At 41.5% G+C, this 18325-nt stretch carries 18 protein-coding genes; 6 read left to right on the top strand and 12 right to left on the bottom strand.

Annotated elements, in window-relative coordinates; genetic code table 11:
* Positions 1–57: 57 nt before the first annotated feature.
* The 3 genes from ACY3FQ_RS10580 to ahcY form a co-directional block, all read right to left on the bottom strand.
* Positions 58–774, bottom strand: coding sequence for a 16S rRNA (uracil(1498)-N(3))-methyltransferase (locus ACY3FQ_RS10580; RefSeq protein WP_125273044.1), 717 nt, complete (start codon positions 772–774; stop codon positions 58–60).
* A gap of 40 nt (positions 775–814) precedes the next feature.
* On the bottom strand, positions 815–1651 hold the full coding sequence (metF, locus tag ACY3FQ_RS10575) for a methylenetetrahydrofolate reductase [NAD(P)H] (RefSeq protein WP_087010755.1): 837 nt from the start codon (positions 1649–1651) through the stop codon (positions 815–817).
* Between the two features lie 183 nt (positions 1652–1834).
* Positions 1835–3217 carry an adenosylhomocysteinase gene (ahcY, locus tag ACY3FQ_RS10570; protein WP_125273045.1) on the bottom strand — a complete coding sequence of 461 codons (1383 nt, stop codon included), beginning with the start codon at positions 3215–3217 and terminating at the stop codon, positions 1835–1837.
* A gap of 221 nt (positions 3218–3438) precedes the next feature.
* Here ahcY and ACY3FQ_RS10565 point away from each other — a divergent pair, with 221 nt between their 5' ends.
* Both ACY3FQ_RS10565 and ACY3FQ_RS10560 read left to right on the top strand, forming a co-directional pair.
* Entirely contained in the window at positions 3439–3972 is a 534-nt protein-coding gene (locus ACY3FQ_RS10565) for a cysteine peptidase family C39 domain-containing protein (protein ID WP_114837006.1), read from the top strand.
* Between the two features lie 20 nt (positions 3973–3992).
* Positions 3993–4943, top strand: coding sequence for a DUF4424 family protein (locus tag ACY3FQ_RS10560; protein ID WP_201950833.1), 951 nt, complete (start codon positions 3993–3995; stop codon positions 4941–4943).
* 271 nt (positions 4944–5214) lie between these two features.
* Here the strand turns inward: ACY3FQ_RS10560 and ACY3FQ_RS10555 are convergent, their stop codons facing one another.
* The 4 genes from ACY3FQ_RS10555 to ACY3FQ_RS10540 all read right to left on the bottom strand — a co-directional run bounded on the left by ACY3FQ_RS10555 (position 5215) and on the right by ACY3FQ_RS10540 (position 8233).
* Entirely contained in the window at positions 5215–5733 is a 519-nt protein-coding gene (locus ACY3FQ_RS10555; protein WP_171500545.1) for a tetratricopeptide repeat protein, read from the bottom strand.
* Positions 5734–5812: 79 nt separating this feature from the next.
* Positions 5813–6151 carry a DUF3325 domain-containing protein gene (locus tag ACY3FQ_RS10550; RefSeq protein ID WP_151835894.1) on the bottom strand — a complete coding sequence of 113 codons (339 nt, stop codon included), beginning with the start codon at positions 6149–6151 and terminating at the stop codon, positions 5813–5815.
* On the bottom strand, positions 6148–7875 hold the full coding sequence (locus ACY3FQ_RS10545) for a PepSY-associated TM helix domain-containing protein (RefSeq protein WP_151835893.1): 1728 nt from the start codon (positions 7873–7875) through the stop codon (positions 6148–6150). The genes ACY3FQ_RS10550 and ACY3FQ_RS10545 overlap by 4 nt, the downstream gene beginning before the upstream one ends.
* A gap of 7 nt (positions 7876–7882) precedes the next feature.
* Entirely contained in the window at positions 7883–8233 is a 351-nt protein-coding gene (locus ACY3FQ_RS10540; protein WP_126036008.1) for a hypothetical protein, read from the bottom strand.
* A 273-nt stretch (positions 8234–8506) separates the two neighbouring features.
* Between ACY3FQ_RS10540 and ACY3FQ_RS10535 the strand changes: the two genes are divergently transcribed.
* Entirely contained in the window at positions 8507–8767 is a 261-nt protein-coding gene (locus ACY3FQ_RS10535; protein ID WP_004980661.1) for a hypothetical protein, read from the top strand.
* Between the two features lie 97 nt (positions 8768–8864).
* Here the strand turns inward: ACY3FQ_RS10535 and ACY3FQ_RS10530 are convergent, their stop codons facing one another.
* Positions 8865–11339 (bottom strand): acyl-CoA dehydrogenase, encoded by a 2475-nt coding sequence (locus ACY3FQ_RS10530; protein ID WP_201950835.1) that lies wholly within the window; start codon positions 11337–11339, stop codon positions 8865–8867.
* A gap of 291 nt (positions 11340–11630) precedes the next feature.
* Entirely contained in the window at positions 11631–12644 is a 1014-nt protein-coding gene (lipA, locus tag ACY3FQ_RS10525; RefSeq protein ID WP_004693928.1) for a lipoyl synthase, read from the bottom strand.
* Between the two features lie 208 nt (positions 12645–12852).
* On the opposite strand from lipA, the gene sthA reads away from it, so the two are divergent.
* Positions 12853–14268, top strand: a complete 1416-nt coding sequence (gene sthA, locus ACY3FQ_RS10520; protein WP_004693926.1) for a Si-specific NAD(P)(+) transhydrogenase — start codon at positions 12853–12855, stop codon at positions 14266–14268.
* A gap of 302 nt (positions 14269–14570) precedes the next feature.
* Here sthA and ACY3FQ_RS10515 read toward each other — a convergent pair whose 3' ends face one another.
* Together ACY3FQ_RS10515 and ACY3FQ_RS10510 are read right to left on the bottom strand one after the other, a co-directional pair.
* On the bottom strand, positions 14571–14711 hold the full coding sequence (locus ACY3FQ_RS10515) for a hypothetical protein (RefSeq protein ID WP_004693924.1): 141 nt from the start codon (positions 14709–14711) through the stop codon (positions 14571–14573).
* A gap of 420 nt (positions 14712–15131) precedes the next feature.
* Complete coding sequence (locus ACY3FQ_RS10510; RefSeq protein ID WP_201950838.1) at positions 15132–16064, bottom strand: hypothetical protein; 933 nt, start codon at positions 16062–16064, stop codon at positions 15132–15134.
* 265 nt (positions 16065–16329) lie between these two features.
* Between ACY3FQ_RS10510 and ACY3FQ_RS10505 the strand changes: the two genes are divergently transcribed.
* Together ACY3FQ_RS10505 and ACY3FQ_RS10500 are read left to right on the top strand one after the other, a co-directional pair.
* Positions 16330–16800: a YaiI/YqxD family protein gene (locus ACY3FQ_RS10505; RefSeq protein WP_004693920.1), complete on the top strand. Its 471-nt coding sequence runs from the start codon at positions 16330–16332 to the stop codon at positions 16798–16800.
* Between the two features lie 13 nt (positions 16801–16813).
* Complete coding sequence (locus tag ACY3FQ_RS10500; protein ID WP_201950841.1) at positions 16814–17725, top strand: DMT family transporter; 912 nt, start codon at positions 16814–16816, stop codon at positions 17723–17725.
* 15 nt (positions 17726–17740) lie between these two features.
* Here ACY3FQ_RS10500 and ACY3FQ_RS10495 read toward each other — a convergent pair whose 3' ends face one another.
* Complete coding sequence (locus tag ACY3FQ_RS10495) at positions 17741–18310, bottom strand: PilZ domain-containing protein (RefSeq protein WP_201950856.1); 570 nt, start codon at positions 18308–18310, stop codon at positions 17741–17743.
* Positions 18311–18325: the final 15 nt, after the last annotated feature.

The following is an 18325-nucleotide window of genomic DNA, read 5'->3' as shown; positions in this document are numbered from 1 at the left end:
GTACATCATAATCAATATATTAACAGAACAAAAGGGTGACTCTGCTGTTTATGTGATTTAAATCACTAAATTGTAGTTGAGGATTGACAAAGCGACGACAGGTGCTGTCTCTGTACGTAATACACGCTCACCAATACACCAGCTGATAAAACCGTGCTCATTGGCTGTTATAATTTCAGCCTCACTTAAACCACCTTCAGGCCCAATGAGTAGTGCAATGTTTGGTGTCGCATGTGCCAATACGTCGAGTTTTTCTTTATTTGGGGCGAGTACAAGTCGCGTCGCAGGTAATTCAGATGCAAGCCATTTTTCCAAACTAACTGGTGCAAGAATTTTTGGCACAAGATTCATGCCACATTGTTCGCAAGCCGCAATGGCAATGCCTTGCCAATGATCAATCTTCTTTTGGTCGCGGTCATATTTCAAACGCATTTCACAACGTTCAGACGTTAATAGTTGAATTTCGGAAACGCCTAATTCAACTGCCTTTTGAATGACATAATCCATACGGTCACCTTTACTCATGACTTGACCGAGTAAAGTTTTAAACGTAGGCGTACGATTGGTTGGGTTAAAAGCAGTGACCTGAACTGATGCTGACTTTTTAGCAACGTCATTTAAGGTCACTTCATATTCGCCGCCTTGTCCATTAAACAAAGTAGCCGTTTCACCGACTTGAGCGCGCAAAACTTTGACCCAATGGTGAAACACAGTTTCAGTCAGTTCGACAGTGTGATCAACATTGAGTTCTGCTTCCATAAAAAAACGAGGCATTCGGTTTTACTCTCAAATAGGGTGAATCTAGTTTAAATGCTTATGCTAAACCGAGGTCTAGTACAAGCTGGCGGGTAGGGTCAGTGGTGTTCATGGTGTAGAAGTGCAAACTCGGTGCGCCACCTGCAATCAGGCGTTCACAAAGTTTCACAATCACTTCATGACCAAATGCTTTGATGCTGGCAGTGTCATCACCATAGGTTGCCAGTTGCTTACGAATCCAACGTGGAATCTCAGCGCCTGTACCATCTGCAAAGCGAATCAAGTTGCTGGCATTGGTAATTGGCATAATGCCTGGTGCAACTGGAATGTTCACACCTTCTTTTTGAATGCGATCGACAAAGTAGAAGTAGGCATCTGGATTAAAGAAGAACTGAGTCAGTGCGGCATTCGCACCTGCATTGGCTTTGTCGCAAAAGCGTTGAATGTCTAGGTCAAAACTATCTGCTTGAGGGTGCATTTCTGGATAAGCGGCAACTTCAATTTTGAAATGATCGCCCGAATGTTCACGAATAAAGCGAACCAAATCCGTGGCATAAGGTAATTCGCCTAGGCCAACTTGACCTGAAGGTAAGTCACCACGCAGCGCCACAATACGGTCAATGCCTTGATCTTTATAAATGTCGAGTAACTCTGCAATACGTGCTTTGTCATCACCAATACAAGACAAGTGAGGGGCAACAGGTGTGCCTTTACCATTGAATTCAGCAATGGCTGCTAAGGTGCGTTCACGGGTTGAACCGCCTGCACCATAGGTAATTGAGAAAAACTCTGGGTTTAGCAGCTGTAATTCTTGGTGTACGACTTTCAGTTTTTCTGCGCCCGCATCCGTTTTGGTCGGGAAAAACTCAAAAGAAATAGGAATGTGTTTCGACATGTTCAAATCCTTTTTATAAATGCTTTTTATTTAGACCTCTTCCGAGCCCTCTCTTGCGCATAGCTTTAAAGCAGTGCTTAAAACTCGCTTCACAGGAGAGGGGACTTTCACTATAAATTGAATTAATAATGAAAAGTCCCTTCTCCCACTGGGAGAAGGCTAGGATGAGGGGAAATATAAAACTTAGTATTTATAAGTATCTGACTTGAATGGGCCTTCAACAGCAACGCCCAAGTAATCTGCTTGTACTTGAGTCAGTTGAGTCAAAACACCACCAAAGCCTGCAACCATTGCTGCCGCAACTTCTTCATCTAATTTTTTAGGAAGTAGTTCTACGCGAATCGAGGCTTGCTTCTGATCTTCTGCAAGATCCGCAAATTTTTCAGCGAACAAGTGCATTTGACCTAGTACTTGGTTGGCAAAAGAACCATCCATAATACGTGATGGGTGACCCGTTGCATTACCTAGGTTAACTAAACGACCTTCAGAAAGAAGGATCAAGTAGTTATTTTCATCTTCTGAACGATAAACTTGGTGAACTTGTGGCTTCACTTCAACCCACTTGTAACCACGTAAGTAGTTGGTGTCGATTTCAGTGTCAAAGTGACCGATGTTACATACCACAGCGCCTGCTTTTAATGAATCAAGCATTGCAGCGTCGCATACGTGGTAGTTACCTGTTGTTGTTACGATCAGGTCAGTATTTTGAAGAAGGTCTGCATTTACATCTTCTTTTTTACCAGTCTGTACGCCATTTTTGTATGGAGATACAACTTCGTAACCGTCCATGCATGCTTGCATCGCACAGATTGGATCGACTTCAGTGACACGTACAATCATGCCTTCTTGACGAAGTGATTGCGCAGAACCTTTACCTACGTCACCGTAACCGATCACAAGCGCACGACGACCAGATAAAAGCATATCCGTACCGCGTTTGATGGCATCATTCAGTGAGTGGCGGCAACCATATTTGTTGTCATTTTTAGACTTAGTTACTGAATCGTTGACGTTGATTGCAGGAACTTTCAAAGTACCGTCACGAAGCATTTCATACAGACGTTGAACACCTGTAGTCGTTTCTTCAGTTACGCCGTGAATTTTTGCAATTACTTCAGGGTATTTTTCATGAACAAGGAGGGTTAAATCACCACCATCATCCAAAATCATGTTGGCATCCCAAGGTGTGCCATTTACATTGATTTGTTGTTCAAGACACCACATGTATTCTTCTTCAGTTTCGCCTTTCCAAGCAAATACAGGAACACCAGAAGCCGCAATTGCAGCAGCAGCATGATCTTGAGTCGAGAAGATGTTACAAGAGGTCCAGCGAACTTCTGCGCCTAATTCAACTAGGGTTTCAATAAGAACCGCAGTTTGAATGGTCATGTGGATACAACCAAGGATTTTTGCACCAGCAAGTGGTTTTGCAGCAGCATAACGCTTACGTAGGCCCATAAGTGCTGGCATTTCTGCTTCAGCAAGTTTGATTTCTTTACGGCCGTAGTCAGCGAGTGAAATATCAGCAACTTTGTAATCTGTAAATGAAGCAGTAACCGCGTTCATCACGATCTCCTAATATAAAAAATTGATCATTCAGTTCGCGGATGCCGTTGTTGATTCAAAAGGGATTTGAACCGGATCGTCGAGCCTAGCGATTTCACATTTATGTACCTGTGAAAAAGTCGCAGCATCCCTCGACTAGCGAAGTATTGTACTTGGAAATTGATTCAGTTCCAACGATGTTTTGTTTATTATCAACACAATCATCTTTTTTGAATTGTGTTATGGCTTTGAATATCCCTGAATCCTTAATGAACCTTGAAGCTAATGGCGGTATTTATGCGGTATGGATGCTACTCCAGCATTTATATATCGATGCGGATATTGAACAGTTGATAGAGGTCTGTGGTTACGATGCAGAAAACGGAACGACAACCATTGGCTTGGCAGTCGGATTAAAGAAATTTGGCTTTGATGTTCAATTTTATACTGATGAAGACCCAGAGCTTCAAGCACAAGAAAAATTGAGTTATGCAGAAGCTGAGCAACTAAACCTGCCAGTTTTAGCGGCCATCAATTACCAACAAATTCAACAGGCATTTGAGCAAAATAAATTTATCATTGTCTATTATGATACTTTAGATGGCATTGGAAATCATTCACTGGTTTATTCTATAGATGAGCAGGAAATCTGTTTCTTTGATAGTTTTGATGCGATGCCTGCATCTGTATTTGAACAGCAACGTCAAGTCGAGGGCATCTGCCGACAAGTGATCGTGCTTGATCATTCAAGCGCTCGCATGGAAACAGCACAATAAACATGAAAAGGAGGCATTAAATGAAAAAAATCCTTGGACTATGTGTGTTCATCTCTATGCAGATCAGTGCGAATGACAGCACGGGTTTTGTGGCAACGGGCGGTGTGCAATATCTGAAAAATCCAAAAATCAGTATGCAAAGTGAAGATTTGTTTATCAGTAAAAACATCATTCGGGTGAATTACCAATTTAAAAATCTTACAACTCAAGATATTACGGAAACTGTTTTATTTCCCTTGCCGCGTGTGGGCAGTTCGCGTGAAAGCGATTTTGCGCATACCGAACAATTGATTCAAAGCTTTAAAGTACAAGCCAATGCACAAAAGATTCAGCCAGAAACGCATGTGCGTGCATTTTTACCCGCTTTAACAGCAAGTGGGGACTTCAATTCCAATGGCGAAGTTGTCGATGTGACTACGGGTTTGAAAAAATGTGGTTTTTCCGATCGAGATTTGATGTATCCGTGGTTATTGCAACAAGACTCTACGCTTAATCAGCGTTTGTATCGTTGTCAGGACAAAACAGTGCAGCAGCTTTTAAAGCCCTATCAGGCGGATGATGAAATTTATTGGGAATCGCAAATTATTTATAGTTGGCAGCAGAAGTTTAAGGCCAATGCGTTGACCCATGTACAACATGAATATATGCCATTGGTCGGTGGTTCGGTCTCTTTATATCCTGAAGAGGATGAGAAGATCTATTGTATGGATCAAAACTTTAAAGCAGGTTTGAAAAAGGCCAAGTCGCAATATGCACCTTATCAAGCCTTGGGCTATATCTTAAAAACGGGTGCAAATTGGGCGAAACCTATTCAAAGTTTTAAACTGACCATTGAGCGTGACCCGAATGAGCTGGTTTCATTTTGTTGGAAGGGTCAGGTGAAAAAGATCAGTTCGACACAATTTCAAATGACAGAAAAGAATTTTGTGCCGAAGCAGGATTTAGAGATTATTTTTGTGCGTAAGTTTTAAGTCCAATTTTTTGGGCGTTCTTTTGTTTCGGCAAAAGAACCAAAAACATTTGTCTTCCGAAAAATCTGTTTACTTTCTGAATGCAGAGCGCCTTTTGTTGCAAAAAACAATTCATTTTAAAGGCGACTACTTCGTCTTACGCTGCAAATAAAAGCATTGCTTTTAATCTTGCTGAGGTTGCGGATGACCTTATGGCGTATCGAATGAAATTTAAAAAATGCCAGTCAGTTTATTCACTAACTGGCATGACATCAAAGGATGGGCTTTTTACTTATTCTTGCTCTGCGGCATCTGCTTTGTCGTGCCAGTATTTGGCTTTTGCTTCATCAGCATCGACACCTAGCGCATTTTCATAAATGAATGCCAAGTCACGCATGGCTTGAGCTTCACCCAGTTCCGCTGCTTGTTGTACCAGTTCAATCGACTTAGCGCCATCCTTTTCAACCACATCACCACGACGGTAAAAACCAGCCAACTCTAATATTGCAGTAGGGTGTTTGAGTTCAGCGGCTTGTTTTAACCAGTGATGTGCATGTCCAAAGTAGGTTTCAGCTTCGCTTGGATCTTCTTCGCGAAGTTCTTTGGCATAAAAAGCATAACCTTCACCCAGCCAATACATGGCTTCCACATGACCCAATGCTGCTGCTTTAAGCGCCCATTCTTCTGCAAACGTAATGTCATCTTCATTTTCACTTTGCATATACAGTTCAGCAAGTTCAAATTGAGCGTCACTATTACCTGTTGTTGCAAGGTTGACCAATTCAGCAGGAATTTTAGGAGATTTAGGCATACAAATAACCAAAGATTTAAACTGTGGATAGCCTAATGCTTTCAAGTAAAAAAGCCAATCCGAAGATTGGCTTTTAGGTTCAGATCAGGTGCAAAGTTAGGCTGAATATAAATAAGAGTAAAACTGAAACAGCGATATTCTTAATTTTTTGTTCAAAATAACTTAAGCAAAGTCCAACAAACAGTGCAGCGAAGCTAATTACGCCGACCCAATAACTGATTTCGGTGCTCCAATGCCCTTGCGTTAAGCAAATGAACAAAGAAACAATTAACAGTAACCAACCCACAGTGGTTGCTAAGCGTGTTTGCTGAAGTGTCAGTTCTTTGCTAAAGATTTGCTTTTGATGTTTAGACATACTGCTGGCAAGTGCAAAAAAACCTAAAGTTGCTAAAGTCCAAATGATCAGAAACCAAATCATGCTTCGGCCTCCTGAAGGGGTGCTTTCACTTTTTTATTCGGCAAACCTTGATGTTTTTTCACTTTGTCATAAGCGAAATAGAAGATCACTGCCATTACCCACATGGCTAAATCAACCGATGCAATCATCCACTGGCCTTGCGCAATGCTGTTCCACAAAGCTTGACCACCTGTCATCAAGTTGACCACTGGCAGCAGGGCGAAAGCGAGTGTTGCCAATAAAAGTAAGTCTAACCATGCTTGGCGGTGGGTACGGAAAATGGCATAAATTAGCGTGAGTAACCATACGGTAAAGAAGCTACGAATTTCCCAGTTCAGGCGCATTTCTACATCTGCAGGAATGAAACGGTTGGCATAAAAATATGCCGCGCAGGCCAAAGGCAAACCAATAATGGCCGCAATATTCAGGACTTCAACCAGTCGGAAACCAAACGATTTATAGCCTTGTTTCTGCTGTTGGGGTGCACGTTTTACACACCAAAGGATCAGACCTGTCGCCACCATGAGCGTGCCTAAAATACCTGAGCAGAATAATAACCAACGCAGTGCTAAGTCGAGGCCACGCGCTTCGTGTAAGACGGTGACCACGTTATATATGCCACTTGGAATCGATGGATTTTTGATTCGTATATTTTTATCCGTTTCATCTTGACCCGTGACCCCATTATAGTTGAGGGTTGCATACACATTGCGATGCGCGACGCTTTCAGCACGCAAGGCACGCAACTCAATTTTGGCTTGGTCTGTATTGGGTGAAATAATGTTAATTGAAGCAATTGGATTGTCTTTCCACTGTTGTTGTACCGCCACCATAATTGGTGCTAAGTGTGTCAGTGGCGCAGGGCGGAGTTCGGGTTTTGGACGTTCCTCACCACGACCTTCTATATGTTCACCGCGTTGCTGTCCGCGTTCTCCACGAGCCGCTCTTTCGCCTTCGCGTTGACCTCGATCTTCGCGCTGCACATCTTCAGCCTTTTGGGGCTGTTCAATCATGCTGGCCTGTTGGTCACGTAAAAACTGTTGTCGATTTTCATACGCTTGGTTAATTCCCCAAGGCATGAACATAAACATGAGCAGTAGTAGGCCACTAAAGGTAATCATTAGATGAAAAGGCAATGCAAAGACAGCGGTTGCGTTGTGTGCATCTAGCCATGAGCGTTGACCTTTGCCAGAGCGAAAGGTAAAGAAATCTTTAAAGATTTTTTTATGGGTAATGATGCCGCTAACAATTGCGACCAACATGAACATGGTGGCAATCCCGACCAACCAACGCGTCCAAAGGCGGGGTAAACCGTACAATTCAAAATGGAAACGATATAGGAATCCACCACCACGCGTATCCCGTGGTTCAATCACTTCACCAGTCGCACTGTCTAAGGTGAGGCGTGTTCCACCACGACGTGCTTTCGGGTCTTCACCAACGGCACGAATAGTCACTTCAGTTGTGGTTTGGCGTGAGTTGGGTAGTTGAATATTCCAACTGCTTGCATCTGGGTGGTTTTTCTGTAAATAGTTGAGCGCGACCTGCATTTGTTGCACTTGAGATTGTGCGGGGACAGATTGATGTGTTTCTGGTTTCATCCAAGTAGAAATTTCATTTTGGAAAAAACTCAGGGTTCCAGTCACAAAAATTGCATACAGCAGCCACCCTAAAATGAGACTGGCCCATGTATGCAACCACGACATGGATTGGCGCGGTCCTTCCGCTTTTTGATCAACACGCATTGAAAAACTATCCTAAAAATTTGAGTAGGGCATACAGTGCAATACATGGCACAGCAATGCCGAGCGTTGCTTTTAAGGTTTTTTGAACCATAAAGACCCAAATAAAGGCAGCACAGTTAAGACAAAATGCAATGAGTGTGGCGCTCATGGCCGCATTCACAGGATTTGTAATAAAGACTTTAGCAATGGTTAATGCAGAGAGTGCAGCAAGGAGATAACCTCCAAGCAAGGCAAGTGCAAATCGATACAACACCATCAGACGGTAGCTAAGTGGTGTGTCGACTTTCTTCTTTTTGGCAGGCTTCGGACGGACTTTTTCCGAATGAACCAAGGCATCAATTTGAGTGGTGCTATTCATGGAAGAGAGTTGGTGTATTAGTAAACGATATCGCAAATGATAACAATTATTATTTAAATAAAATAGATGGTAACTTTATTTATTTTTTCTGTAACGCTAAGTGAGTTTGGTGAACAGAAAAACTTGGATTGTAGTCGCTGCCTTTTTAAATAGATTTGATTCTTATTGTTATTTCTCTAAGAAATGGCTACACAGTGTTACCAAATCACGTTATACGCTGTTTTGTTCTGCGTTAGTTTCATAGTCAATACTTGGGCGAATTTGGAGGAAAAGATGGCTGCTTTTATTAATGCCGAACAGGCAAAAATTATGTCCAACCAAGCGTATTTAGATATTGAAGTCTATAAATTACGTTTAGCCTCACTAATTGAGGAGAGTGCGAAACAGGGAAATACTGCGGTATTTACCGTATTGCCAAAACATTTACCCTTAGAAGATATTCGTCATCTTTCAGCAGAACTTACCCAACTGGGATATCAAGTCCGTTTGGAAGTGGAAGAGTTCTACTATCGTTTAAACGTGTATTGGATTTAAAACTTCGCTTTGAGGTCTTGGTTTATATTGTGTGGATAAAATAAAAGCCCGTAAACGGACTTTTATCTTTTAGGAGTTTCAATAACCGATGAGAGGGTTATGGTTGAATATCGGAAGCTTTTGTATGGTAGGGATTCTTTAAATCTAGTGTCTGTTCAAGCTCATGATCGAAAATATCGGTGAGCATACTGTCGAAGCGTTGAGCATTGTAATGAATCAACTGATCCGCTTCCTCGGAGCGGATGAATCCTGTTTCAAGCGCATGTTGGATATGTGATTCAAAATCTAAGCCTTCAAATTGTCCTTTGGACTCCGCTTTTTTAAACTTCGTCCACAGTGGATCAATCTTTAATGCTGCTTGGAAGGCATTTTCCATACGCCCAAAGACGTCATTGGGATCGGTATTATAAAAAACATGCTGCTTCAGTTGTTCACGGAAAGGATTATTTTCCATAATAGCAAGTCCTAATTGCGTTTTTAGCTGATCACTTGGTTGCTGGGCAACACGACCAAAAGGGAAACAGATGAACTTGACCACACAAGCTGCGGCTCGCATAGGAAAGTTTGCGAATAGTCCATCAAATGCATCTTGAATTTGGACAAATGCTTTTTCTAAAGCCAGTTGAACATGCTGTTGTTCCACCTCACTACGTTGTCCTTTTTCATAAAACTTCAAAATAGCGGTCGCGATAAATAGATGGGCATGAATGTCAGCCAAACGCCCTGAAAGCATTTCTTTGCGTTTAATATCGCCTGCAAGTAAGCCTAAACACAGGTCTGCGGTTAAAGCAAAGTTTGCACTGTAACGGTTAATGGTTTTGTAAAAAGGACGCGAGAAAGCATCTGTCTGTGCGGAAGCATCTGAAGGGCCACCGAATATGCCATAACTGAATGAACGGGCTGTTCGGTTAAAGGTATAAGCCAAATGTTTAAAAAGTAGCGTATCGAAAGGCGCTAAAGCTGCCTTTGTATCTTCTGCTTGGAGGAGTTGTAGCTCTTCATATAAATAAGGATGACAGCGCATTGAGCCTTGACCAAAGATCATTAAAGAACGGCTTAAAATATTGGCCCCTTCAACGGTAATTGAAATGGGGATGGCCTGATAATTCAGTGCTAAAAAATTGCGTGGCCCCATTTGTACCGCCCGACCACCAACGACATCCATCCCATGATTGACAATTTTACGCATGGTTTCGGTGGCATAGTATTTGGCCATAGCTGTCATCACAGCAGGTTTTCCACCTTCATTTAAACCACAAGTCACCATATAGCGAAAAGCTTCTAACATATACGCACCGCTGGCAATATCACTGGTGGCTTCTTGCACGCCTTCAAAATGTCCTACAGAAATTTTAAATTGTTGGCGAACTTTGGCAAAAGCACCGACACTTAAATAGGCCATTTCAGCTGAAGCAGTGGAGAGCGCTGGCAGGGAAATCCCACGACCTACGGCTAAGCATTCCATCAGCATGCGCCAACCTTTACCTGCATTTTCCACCCCACCAATAATCCAATCGAGTGGGATAAAAACATCTTGTCCATCGACCGTGCCATTCATAAAGGGTGAACCAGGATTATGTCGCGCACCGACTTGGACACCGTCATGACTGGCAGGTAATAATGCGCAGGTGATGCCATATTCAGTTTTGCTTGCATCGCCTAATAGTCCATCAGGGTCATAGAGTTTAAAAGCGAGACCAATCACAGTCGCAATAGGCGCCAGTGTAATCCAGCGTTTTGAAAAATTCATACGTAAACCGAGTACTTCTTGGCCTTCAAACACGCCATAGCAGACCACGCCTGTATCAGGGATTGCACCCGCATCTGAACCAGCCTCAGGACTGGTTAAACCAAAGCAGGGGATTTCTTCACCCTTAGCGAGTCCTGGTAAGTAGCGTTGTTTTTGTTCCTCAGTTCCATAATGTAAAAGCAATTCACCTGGGCCTAGAGAGTTGGGCACCATACAACTGACCGCAGTGGTCAGTGAACGTGAAGAAATTTTGCTCATGATTCGGCTTTGTGCAAAGGAGCTAAACGCACGACCGCCGTATTCTTTGGGAATAATTAAACCTAAAAAGCCTTGTTCTTTGATGTATTGCCATGCCTCAACAGGAAGATCTTTTAAGTGGTGATGAATTTCCCATTCATTGAGTAAACCACAAAGGTGTTCAACTTCATGATCTAAGAAGGATTGCTCTTCAGCGGACAGAGTTGGATAGACATAACCATCAAATTTTTTCCAGTCAGGCGCACCCATAAATAATTCTTTTTCCCACCAACTAGTGCCGGCATCCAATGCTTCGCGTTCGGTACTGCTCATACTCGGCATGGCTTTGGCTAAAGCTTTATAGGCAGGTTGCGTGATTAAAGACTTTCGTAATGGATCAATAACCACAATCAGGCTGAGAATAATTAAGGGCAGACCTAGAAGTAATGACCACGGACTGATAAAAATAGCAGCGAAGAGGGATGCAAAAATAATCATTGCAGTTGCCATTAAGCGACTGAGTTCAAAATAAAAAACAGCCCAGAGGATACAGATTAAAAACAGAATGGCGAAAATGAAACCCATTGAAACCTCCCGTTGTTTACACCGTGAGGTCAGTCATACGTTTTATAGAATTCCACGGAAAATAAGGCAAAACGTAGACTAAAAAGGTGTAATAAAATGAATTTGATGTGATGTGTAGCATCACGATTATTTTAGACTTTGAATTAGATTAGGATGTTTATTGAACAATGACTGTGTTAGAAATGTATGAATACGTAATTGAAAAATATAAAGAACGAAGATCGTAATAAAAAAAGCCCTCATATGAGGGCTTTTAATTCTTGCGTTTTAACTGTTTAACACCACAGCAAATTAAGCTTCAATCGTTTGGACCGCAATCTTTTTCGCAGGATCTGCTTTGCGACGTACTGCTGGTACAGGTTCGCCATAGTATTGACGGTCAGCGAAGTAGCTTGAACGAACCATCGGCGCTGCCCAAATATTTCTAAAGCCCAACTTTTGACCATGCGCAGTGTAGCGTTCAAACTCTTCTGGTGTAACGAAGCGGTCAATCGGCGCATGCTCTTTAGAAGGCTGTAAATACTGACCAATTGTTACATAGTCAACGCCATGTGCATGCAAATCATCTAAAAGTGAAATGACTTCTTCTTCAGTTTCACCAATACCGACCATCAAACCACATTTGGTTGGAACGTCAGGGCAATATTCTTTAAACATTTTCAATAGATTTAAAGAGTGTTGGTAGTCTGAACCTGGACGCATCGCTTTGTATAAACGCGGTACCGTTTCAATGTTGTGGTTAAACACATCAGGTGGACACTCAGTCATAATGCGAAGCGCAATGTCCATACGACCACGGAAGTCAGGTACCAAAATCTCAAGTAAAGTATTCGGGCTTAATGCACGTGCTTCTTTAATACAGTCAACAAAGTGTTGTGCGCCACCGTCAAGTAAGTCATCACGGTCTACAGACGTGATCACGGCATATTTTAAACCTAAGTTTGAAATTGTTTCAGCCATGTGACGTGGTTCGTCTGCGTCAAGTGCATTTGGACGGCCATGTGCCACGTCGCAGAAAGGACAACGACGTGTACAAATGTCACCCATAATCATAAAGGTTGCAGTACCGCCACCAAAACATTCAGGTAGGTTTGGACATGCAGCTTCTTCACAAACGGTATGAAGTTTTTGTTCACGTAGGGTTGATTTAATGCGTTGCACTTCTTCGGGTGCTGCCATTTTCACGCGAATCCAATCCGGCTTACGTGGCGTTTCAACCGTAGGAATAACTTTTACAGGTATACGCGCGACCTTTTCTGCGCCACGAAGTTTGATACCCTGCTCAGGTTTACGGTTTTCAGACATATTCAACTATTCCACTGTTTTTGACGGGGGAGATGCTAAAAATAGCAGTATTAGTATAGCGGAAATGCGAATTGATAGGGCGGAAATACTATTCATTTACTAAATGTGGTTATCACTTAATATATGTAAGCTAAATACAGCAAATTGCCTGCAATTACGTCATAATATGCCCAAGATAAGTAATAAGTTTTTGAAGAAGGAGCGTTGAATGCCACGTAAAAAAGAGGTCGTTGGTGGAACTTTCGTTAAGTACGATGCGGTCGTTCTAGGTTCAGGCCCTGCGGGTGAAGGCGCGGCAATGAAACTTGCCAAATCTGGAAAGCGTGTTGCGATTGTGGATGTACGTGAGCAGCTCGGTGGTAACTGTACCCATGTGGGGACCATTCCAAGTAAAGCTTTACGTCAAACGGTATCGAGTATTATCCGTTATCGCCGCGACCCAATGTTTAAAAAAATGGGTGACTGGCGTCAGTTTACAATGAAGCAAGTGCTTCAAAATGCACATAAAGTGATTCAACAACAGGTTGATACACACTCACGTTTTTATGACCGCAATAAAATTGATATTTACCATGGTCGTGCCTATGTTCAAGACCAAAATACGGTTTTAGTGTTTAGCCCTGAAGGCATCAAAGAAACGATCATGTGCAAACAAATCGTGATTGCAACGGGTAGCCGTCCATACCGTCCTGCGGCGCTTGATTTTAATCATCCGCGTGTATTCGATTCGGACAAAATTTTAGACCTTGATTATTCGATCCAAAAAATCATCATTTATGGTGCGGGTGTGATTGGCTGTGAATACGCGTCTATTTTCATTGGACTCGATCATAAAGTTGACTTGATTAATACACAGCACAAATTGCTGAGTTATCTAGACGATGAAATTTCTGATGCTTTGTCTTATCACTTACGTCAACAAGGGGTCTTGATTCGCCATAATGAGCAGATTGATCATCTTGAAACGTATGATGATCACGTGGTGCTACATTTACAAAGCGGTAAGAAAATTAAAGCAGATGCTATTTTGTGGTGTAACGGTCGCTCTGGAAATACGGATGGCTTAGGTCTAGAAAATGTGGGTATTACGCCAAACAGCCGTGGTCAAATTACAGTCAACGATCAATACCAAACCGAAGTGGAAAACATTTACGCTGCTGGTGATGTGATTGGTTGGCCTTCACTGGCTTCTGCTGCATATGACCAAGGTCGTTGTGCAGGTGCAAACATGAGCGGTGAAGTGGGGGTAGAGCCTGTGGTTGATATTCCGACAGGAATTTATACCATTCCAGAAATTTCTTCGATTGGTAAAACTGAACAAGAGTTAACCGAAGAAAAAATTCCGTATGAAGTCGGCCAGGCTTCGTTCCGTCATTTGGCGCGTGCGCAAATTACAGGTGACACAGTGGGTGAGTTGAAAATTTTATTCCACCGTGAGACTTTGGAAGTGCTGGGTGTACATTGCTTCGGTAATAACGCTTCGGAAATTATTCACATTGGTCAAGCGGTGATGAATAGTCCAAACAATACCATCAATTATTTCGTAGAAACGACGTTTAACTATCCGACGATGGCTGAAGCATATCGTGTAGCGACTTTAAATGGTATGAATCGTTTATTCTAATTTTTATAGTATTTTCAGAGGCCTGTAAGTTTAGACTTGCAGGTTTTTTTATACCTAAAATTGCTATTTTTTATTGTATGTCTCAATGTTTAAAACTTTTCACCAACTTGTGCGGTGGTAGGTGAGTGCGACAACTAAGGGGGAGGGAAGCAACTCTGCTTATGAGATACAAGTAATTTTGTGGGTGCCATGTTGCGTAGAACATGGAAAGAATGATCCAGTGATACGGCGTAGCAGATAATCTAGGCATAAAAAAACCAACAAAGTTGGCTTTTTTGAATTGGGCTGCGACGTGAAATCAGTTACAGGATGAACTGATGTAAGAAGTAGGCAGAAATCATCATGCCTAACACAAAAAACATGCACGAATAAGCGTCAAGCTGATAGCGCTTTTCTAATTGATGTTCAACATGCTGTATATTTTCTTCTTGCATAATTTTCATGGAAGTTTTTATTCCGATTTAATTATCGTTAAAATCCTATTGCATGTTTGTATTTTTAACATAAAAAAATGCTTAAATAAAGTACTAATTAAAAATAATCAGATTTCCACTATACATAATCACTTAAATATTCAAGTTTATGCTGAGTTAACCTAGAAGCCAGCAGCTACCAATAACTAACTATCTGAAAGTCAAAGAACTTAGGATTTTATTATTCATCGTTAAAATAAGATAATTGAATTTAAAACTGTGGATAAAAGTTCTTTTAAATGAATTTAAAATACTAAGAGATAATAACATATGTGGATAATTTTTATACAAATGAATTCAAATTAAAATAAATCGTACTGATATAAATAAAGAAGCCAACGCAGCCTATACATCGATCTTGCATAGTTTACGTCGGCTTATTTTTATAAATTATTGATTTAATGCATAAATATTGGCTTGAATCCAAATATTGCCGCGAATGTATTGTCCGATATTAAAGTTGGCATACTCTGGATTTTTAGTGGCAATACGAATCAGTGTTGCAGGTTGGTTGTCTTCATGAATCAAGGCAACATCAAGCAGAGTGTAGTCTTGTTCCATAAATTGCATGCTGGTTTTGCCAACAATATTCCCTTGGAACCATGCTTCATCTTCCTGACCGATCTTTTCGCCATACAAATAAGCGACCATTTTTGAAAAATCGACAGTCACAGGTTCTTTGTCGTCATCTGACTTTGGTTCCCATGCATCAATCTGTTCTTGTAGGTTTGCAGGAGCAATGCCATTGTTTGCTGCCAAAATATCGTTCAAGGCACGATGATGTTTAATCGATGCAGGGTCATCAACCACCAGTTGCTCGTGCTCTGCGACTGCTTCTAGTTCATATGCCCATGCATTGAGATGTGCAATATAGGTTTGGTCTTTTTGGTATTGAGCATGATTGACGCTATACAGGCTGTCATAAGCGTAGACGATGCTGTTATTGCCTAAGTTTAAACGTAAAACGGCTTGTGTGTTGGATTGACCGCGAATGATGCGTTCAACCACAGCAGACACTTTATAGGGGCTATTAAAACTTGGAAATGCAGTTTTAACAGCCTTGGGTTTATTGTCTTCAACCGCGATGACTTGAGTCAGCTGAACAGCCGCTTGACTTGGACCTTGAATGAGCCAGCAATCTGCATCCATATCTTGTTCAGTCTGGCATAAACCCATCGGCATGATTGGTGCATTTAAAGCTAAACCTAACCATTTAGGGACATCTTGTGCAGGGTTATCTGTGAGTAAATTCCAATGCTCGACGTGGCTACCAAAGTTTTGGTCATCAATGGTGATTATTTCTGGACTATTTTGATTGTTCATATGCACGATTGAATGAGGTTATATATCCCTATTAAATCGAGGGTTATTTCTATATTTCAAGTCCTATATTTTATTTTTACTGGAAAATCATCAAAAAAGACTAAAGCCTTACTTTATTTGACAGACAAAAGAACAAAGTATTTCCTTGTGATACTTAAGAAGTATGACACAAGCTTTGTATTAGGGATTTTGAGCGGTTTTATCTATTATGCTCAAGCACTGAGTTTGTTAGACTAAGGCAGTTTCTTTTGTTTATGGATGTGCAGTGCTGCCATTTAAACTCTGGGTCGATGCAGATGCATTGCCTAAAATTTTACGTGAAGTGATTTTACGTGCTTCAGATCGTTATCAGCTTGAAGTGACCTTTGTGGCCAATCAAAATGTCGGGATTACGCCTTCCGTTCGTATAAATTCAATTCAAGTGATGAGTGGAGCCGATGCCGCTGATAAAGAAATTATCGAACGCATGAAAGAGAATGATATTGTGATGACACAAGATATTCCGCTGGCGGCACAGGTGATTGAAAAGGGTGGAATCGCAATTCATCCGCGTGGCGAAATCTATACTACCGCGAATGTTAAAGCCCGCCTACATTTACGTGATTTTATGGATTCATTACGTGGCGCAGGTGTAAATACGGGTGGGCCACCGCCTATTTCTGAGCGTGATAAACGCGAATTTTCTAGTTCTTTAGACCAAACCATTCAAAAGCAAAAACGCAAAACCGCCATTTAGCATCGAGCTGATTATGTCTTCTAAAGCCAATCTGATGGCAACCTATGGATTATTGGTTTTTATTTGGTCCACAACGCCTTTAGCGATTGTGTGGAGTGTGACCGATTTACATATGCTGTGGGCGTTGGTATTACGTTTTTTCATCGCGTTGCCTTTGGCGATTTGTTTGTTACTGGTCTTAAAGCGACAGTTCCCCATCGATAAAGTTGCTTGGCATAGTTATTTGGCTGGTTCTTTTAGCTTGATTGGTTCCCAGTTTTTTACCTATGTTGCGACTAACTATATTAGTTCAGGCATGATTGCATTGATGTTTGGCTTAGCACCGATTATGGCAGGGCTGATCGGATGTTTTTACTTTAAGACCTATTTGAGTGCGATGCAGTGGCTTGGGATGTGTATTGCACTGCTGGGACTTGCGATCATTTGCCTTGCAGGTACAGCACAGCATGTCCATCCGTTTGGGATTGGGTTGATGTTACTGAGTGTATTTTCTTATGCAGCCTCTATTTTTTGGGTGAAAAAAGTCAATGCGAATATTGAACCCGTTGCACAAGCGACAGGTTCAATTTTGGTGTCGACATTGGCGGCTATATGTATTGTGCCGTTTATTTGGCAGTATGCACCGCAGCAAATTCCCGATTTGAAAACTTGTTTGGCGCTGCTATATACGGTCATCATGGCGTCATTGATTGCGATGTTCTGTTATTTTAAATTGGTGCAGAAAATTCAACCCACGACTTTATCGCTGACTACCGTTATGACGCCGATGATTGCTTTATTTGTAGGTGCTGTGCTGAATCAAGAAAAACTCTCGATGATGGTGATTGTGGGTGCAGTGGTTTTATTGTCAGGTTTATTCGTTTATTTTTATAAAGATCTTCAGGCAAGTCGGAAACTTGCCCAAAAGTTAAAAAGCCAAAACTAGTCCAAGGTTCTGGCTTTAATGATCTTCGACAGCCAAAGAAATACAGTCGGCCAACTTGACACGATCTTGCGGGTGTAAGGTAATAAAGTATGCTCCCGTACGGCACTTACCATTTTCCTCTTCATTGCTGTACACCACTTGCGCTATGGCTGCAATATGGAAGAAGTTTTCAGGGTGGCTCAAGGTTAAGTGGATATAGGTACCATCTTGAACTTGTTTTTCGCTATAAAAGCTCAAACCACTTTCAGAAAAATTCACATGTTCAGGTGTAGGTAACATGGTTTGTACAATTGTGTCATACAAAGACCCCGTGATCAGGTTTAATTTCTGGTTAAATAGGGATAAGATTCGAGCAATTTGTTGATCTTTTTCAGATAATTGTTCTAATTCGTAGTTTAGTGCATGATCAAATTGATCTAATTCTGCGAGTAGTAGAAAATAGCGCGGTAAAACAAAATTAGGATCGTAAGGGTCATTCAGGGCAACATCATCAGAAATGATCTGATAGTTAATTCTCAAGGCCGCATCGATTCGTGACATCACACGACGTTCTGTTTGAACGTTTTGATGCTGTAAATTTTCCATAATTATGACCTCGGA

The organism is Acinetobacter sp. AB03 (assembly GCF_058107045.1).
This window is presented reverse-complemented; position numbering and strand designations above follow the sequence as displayed.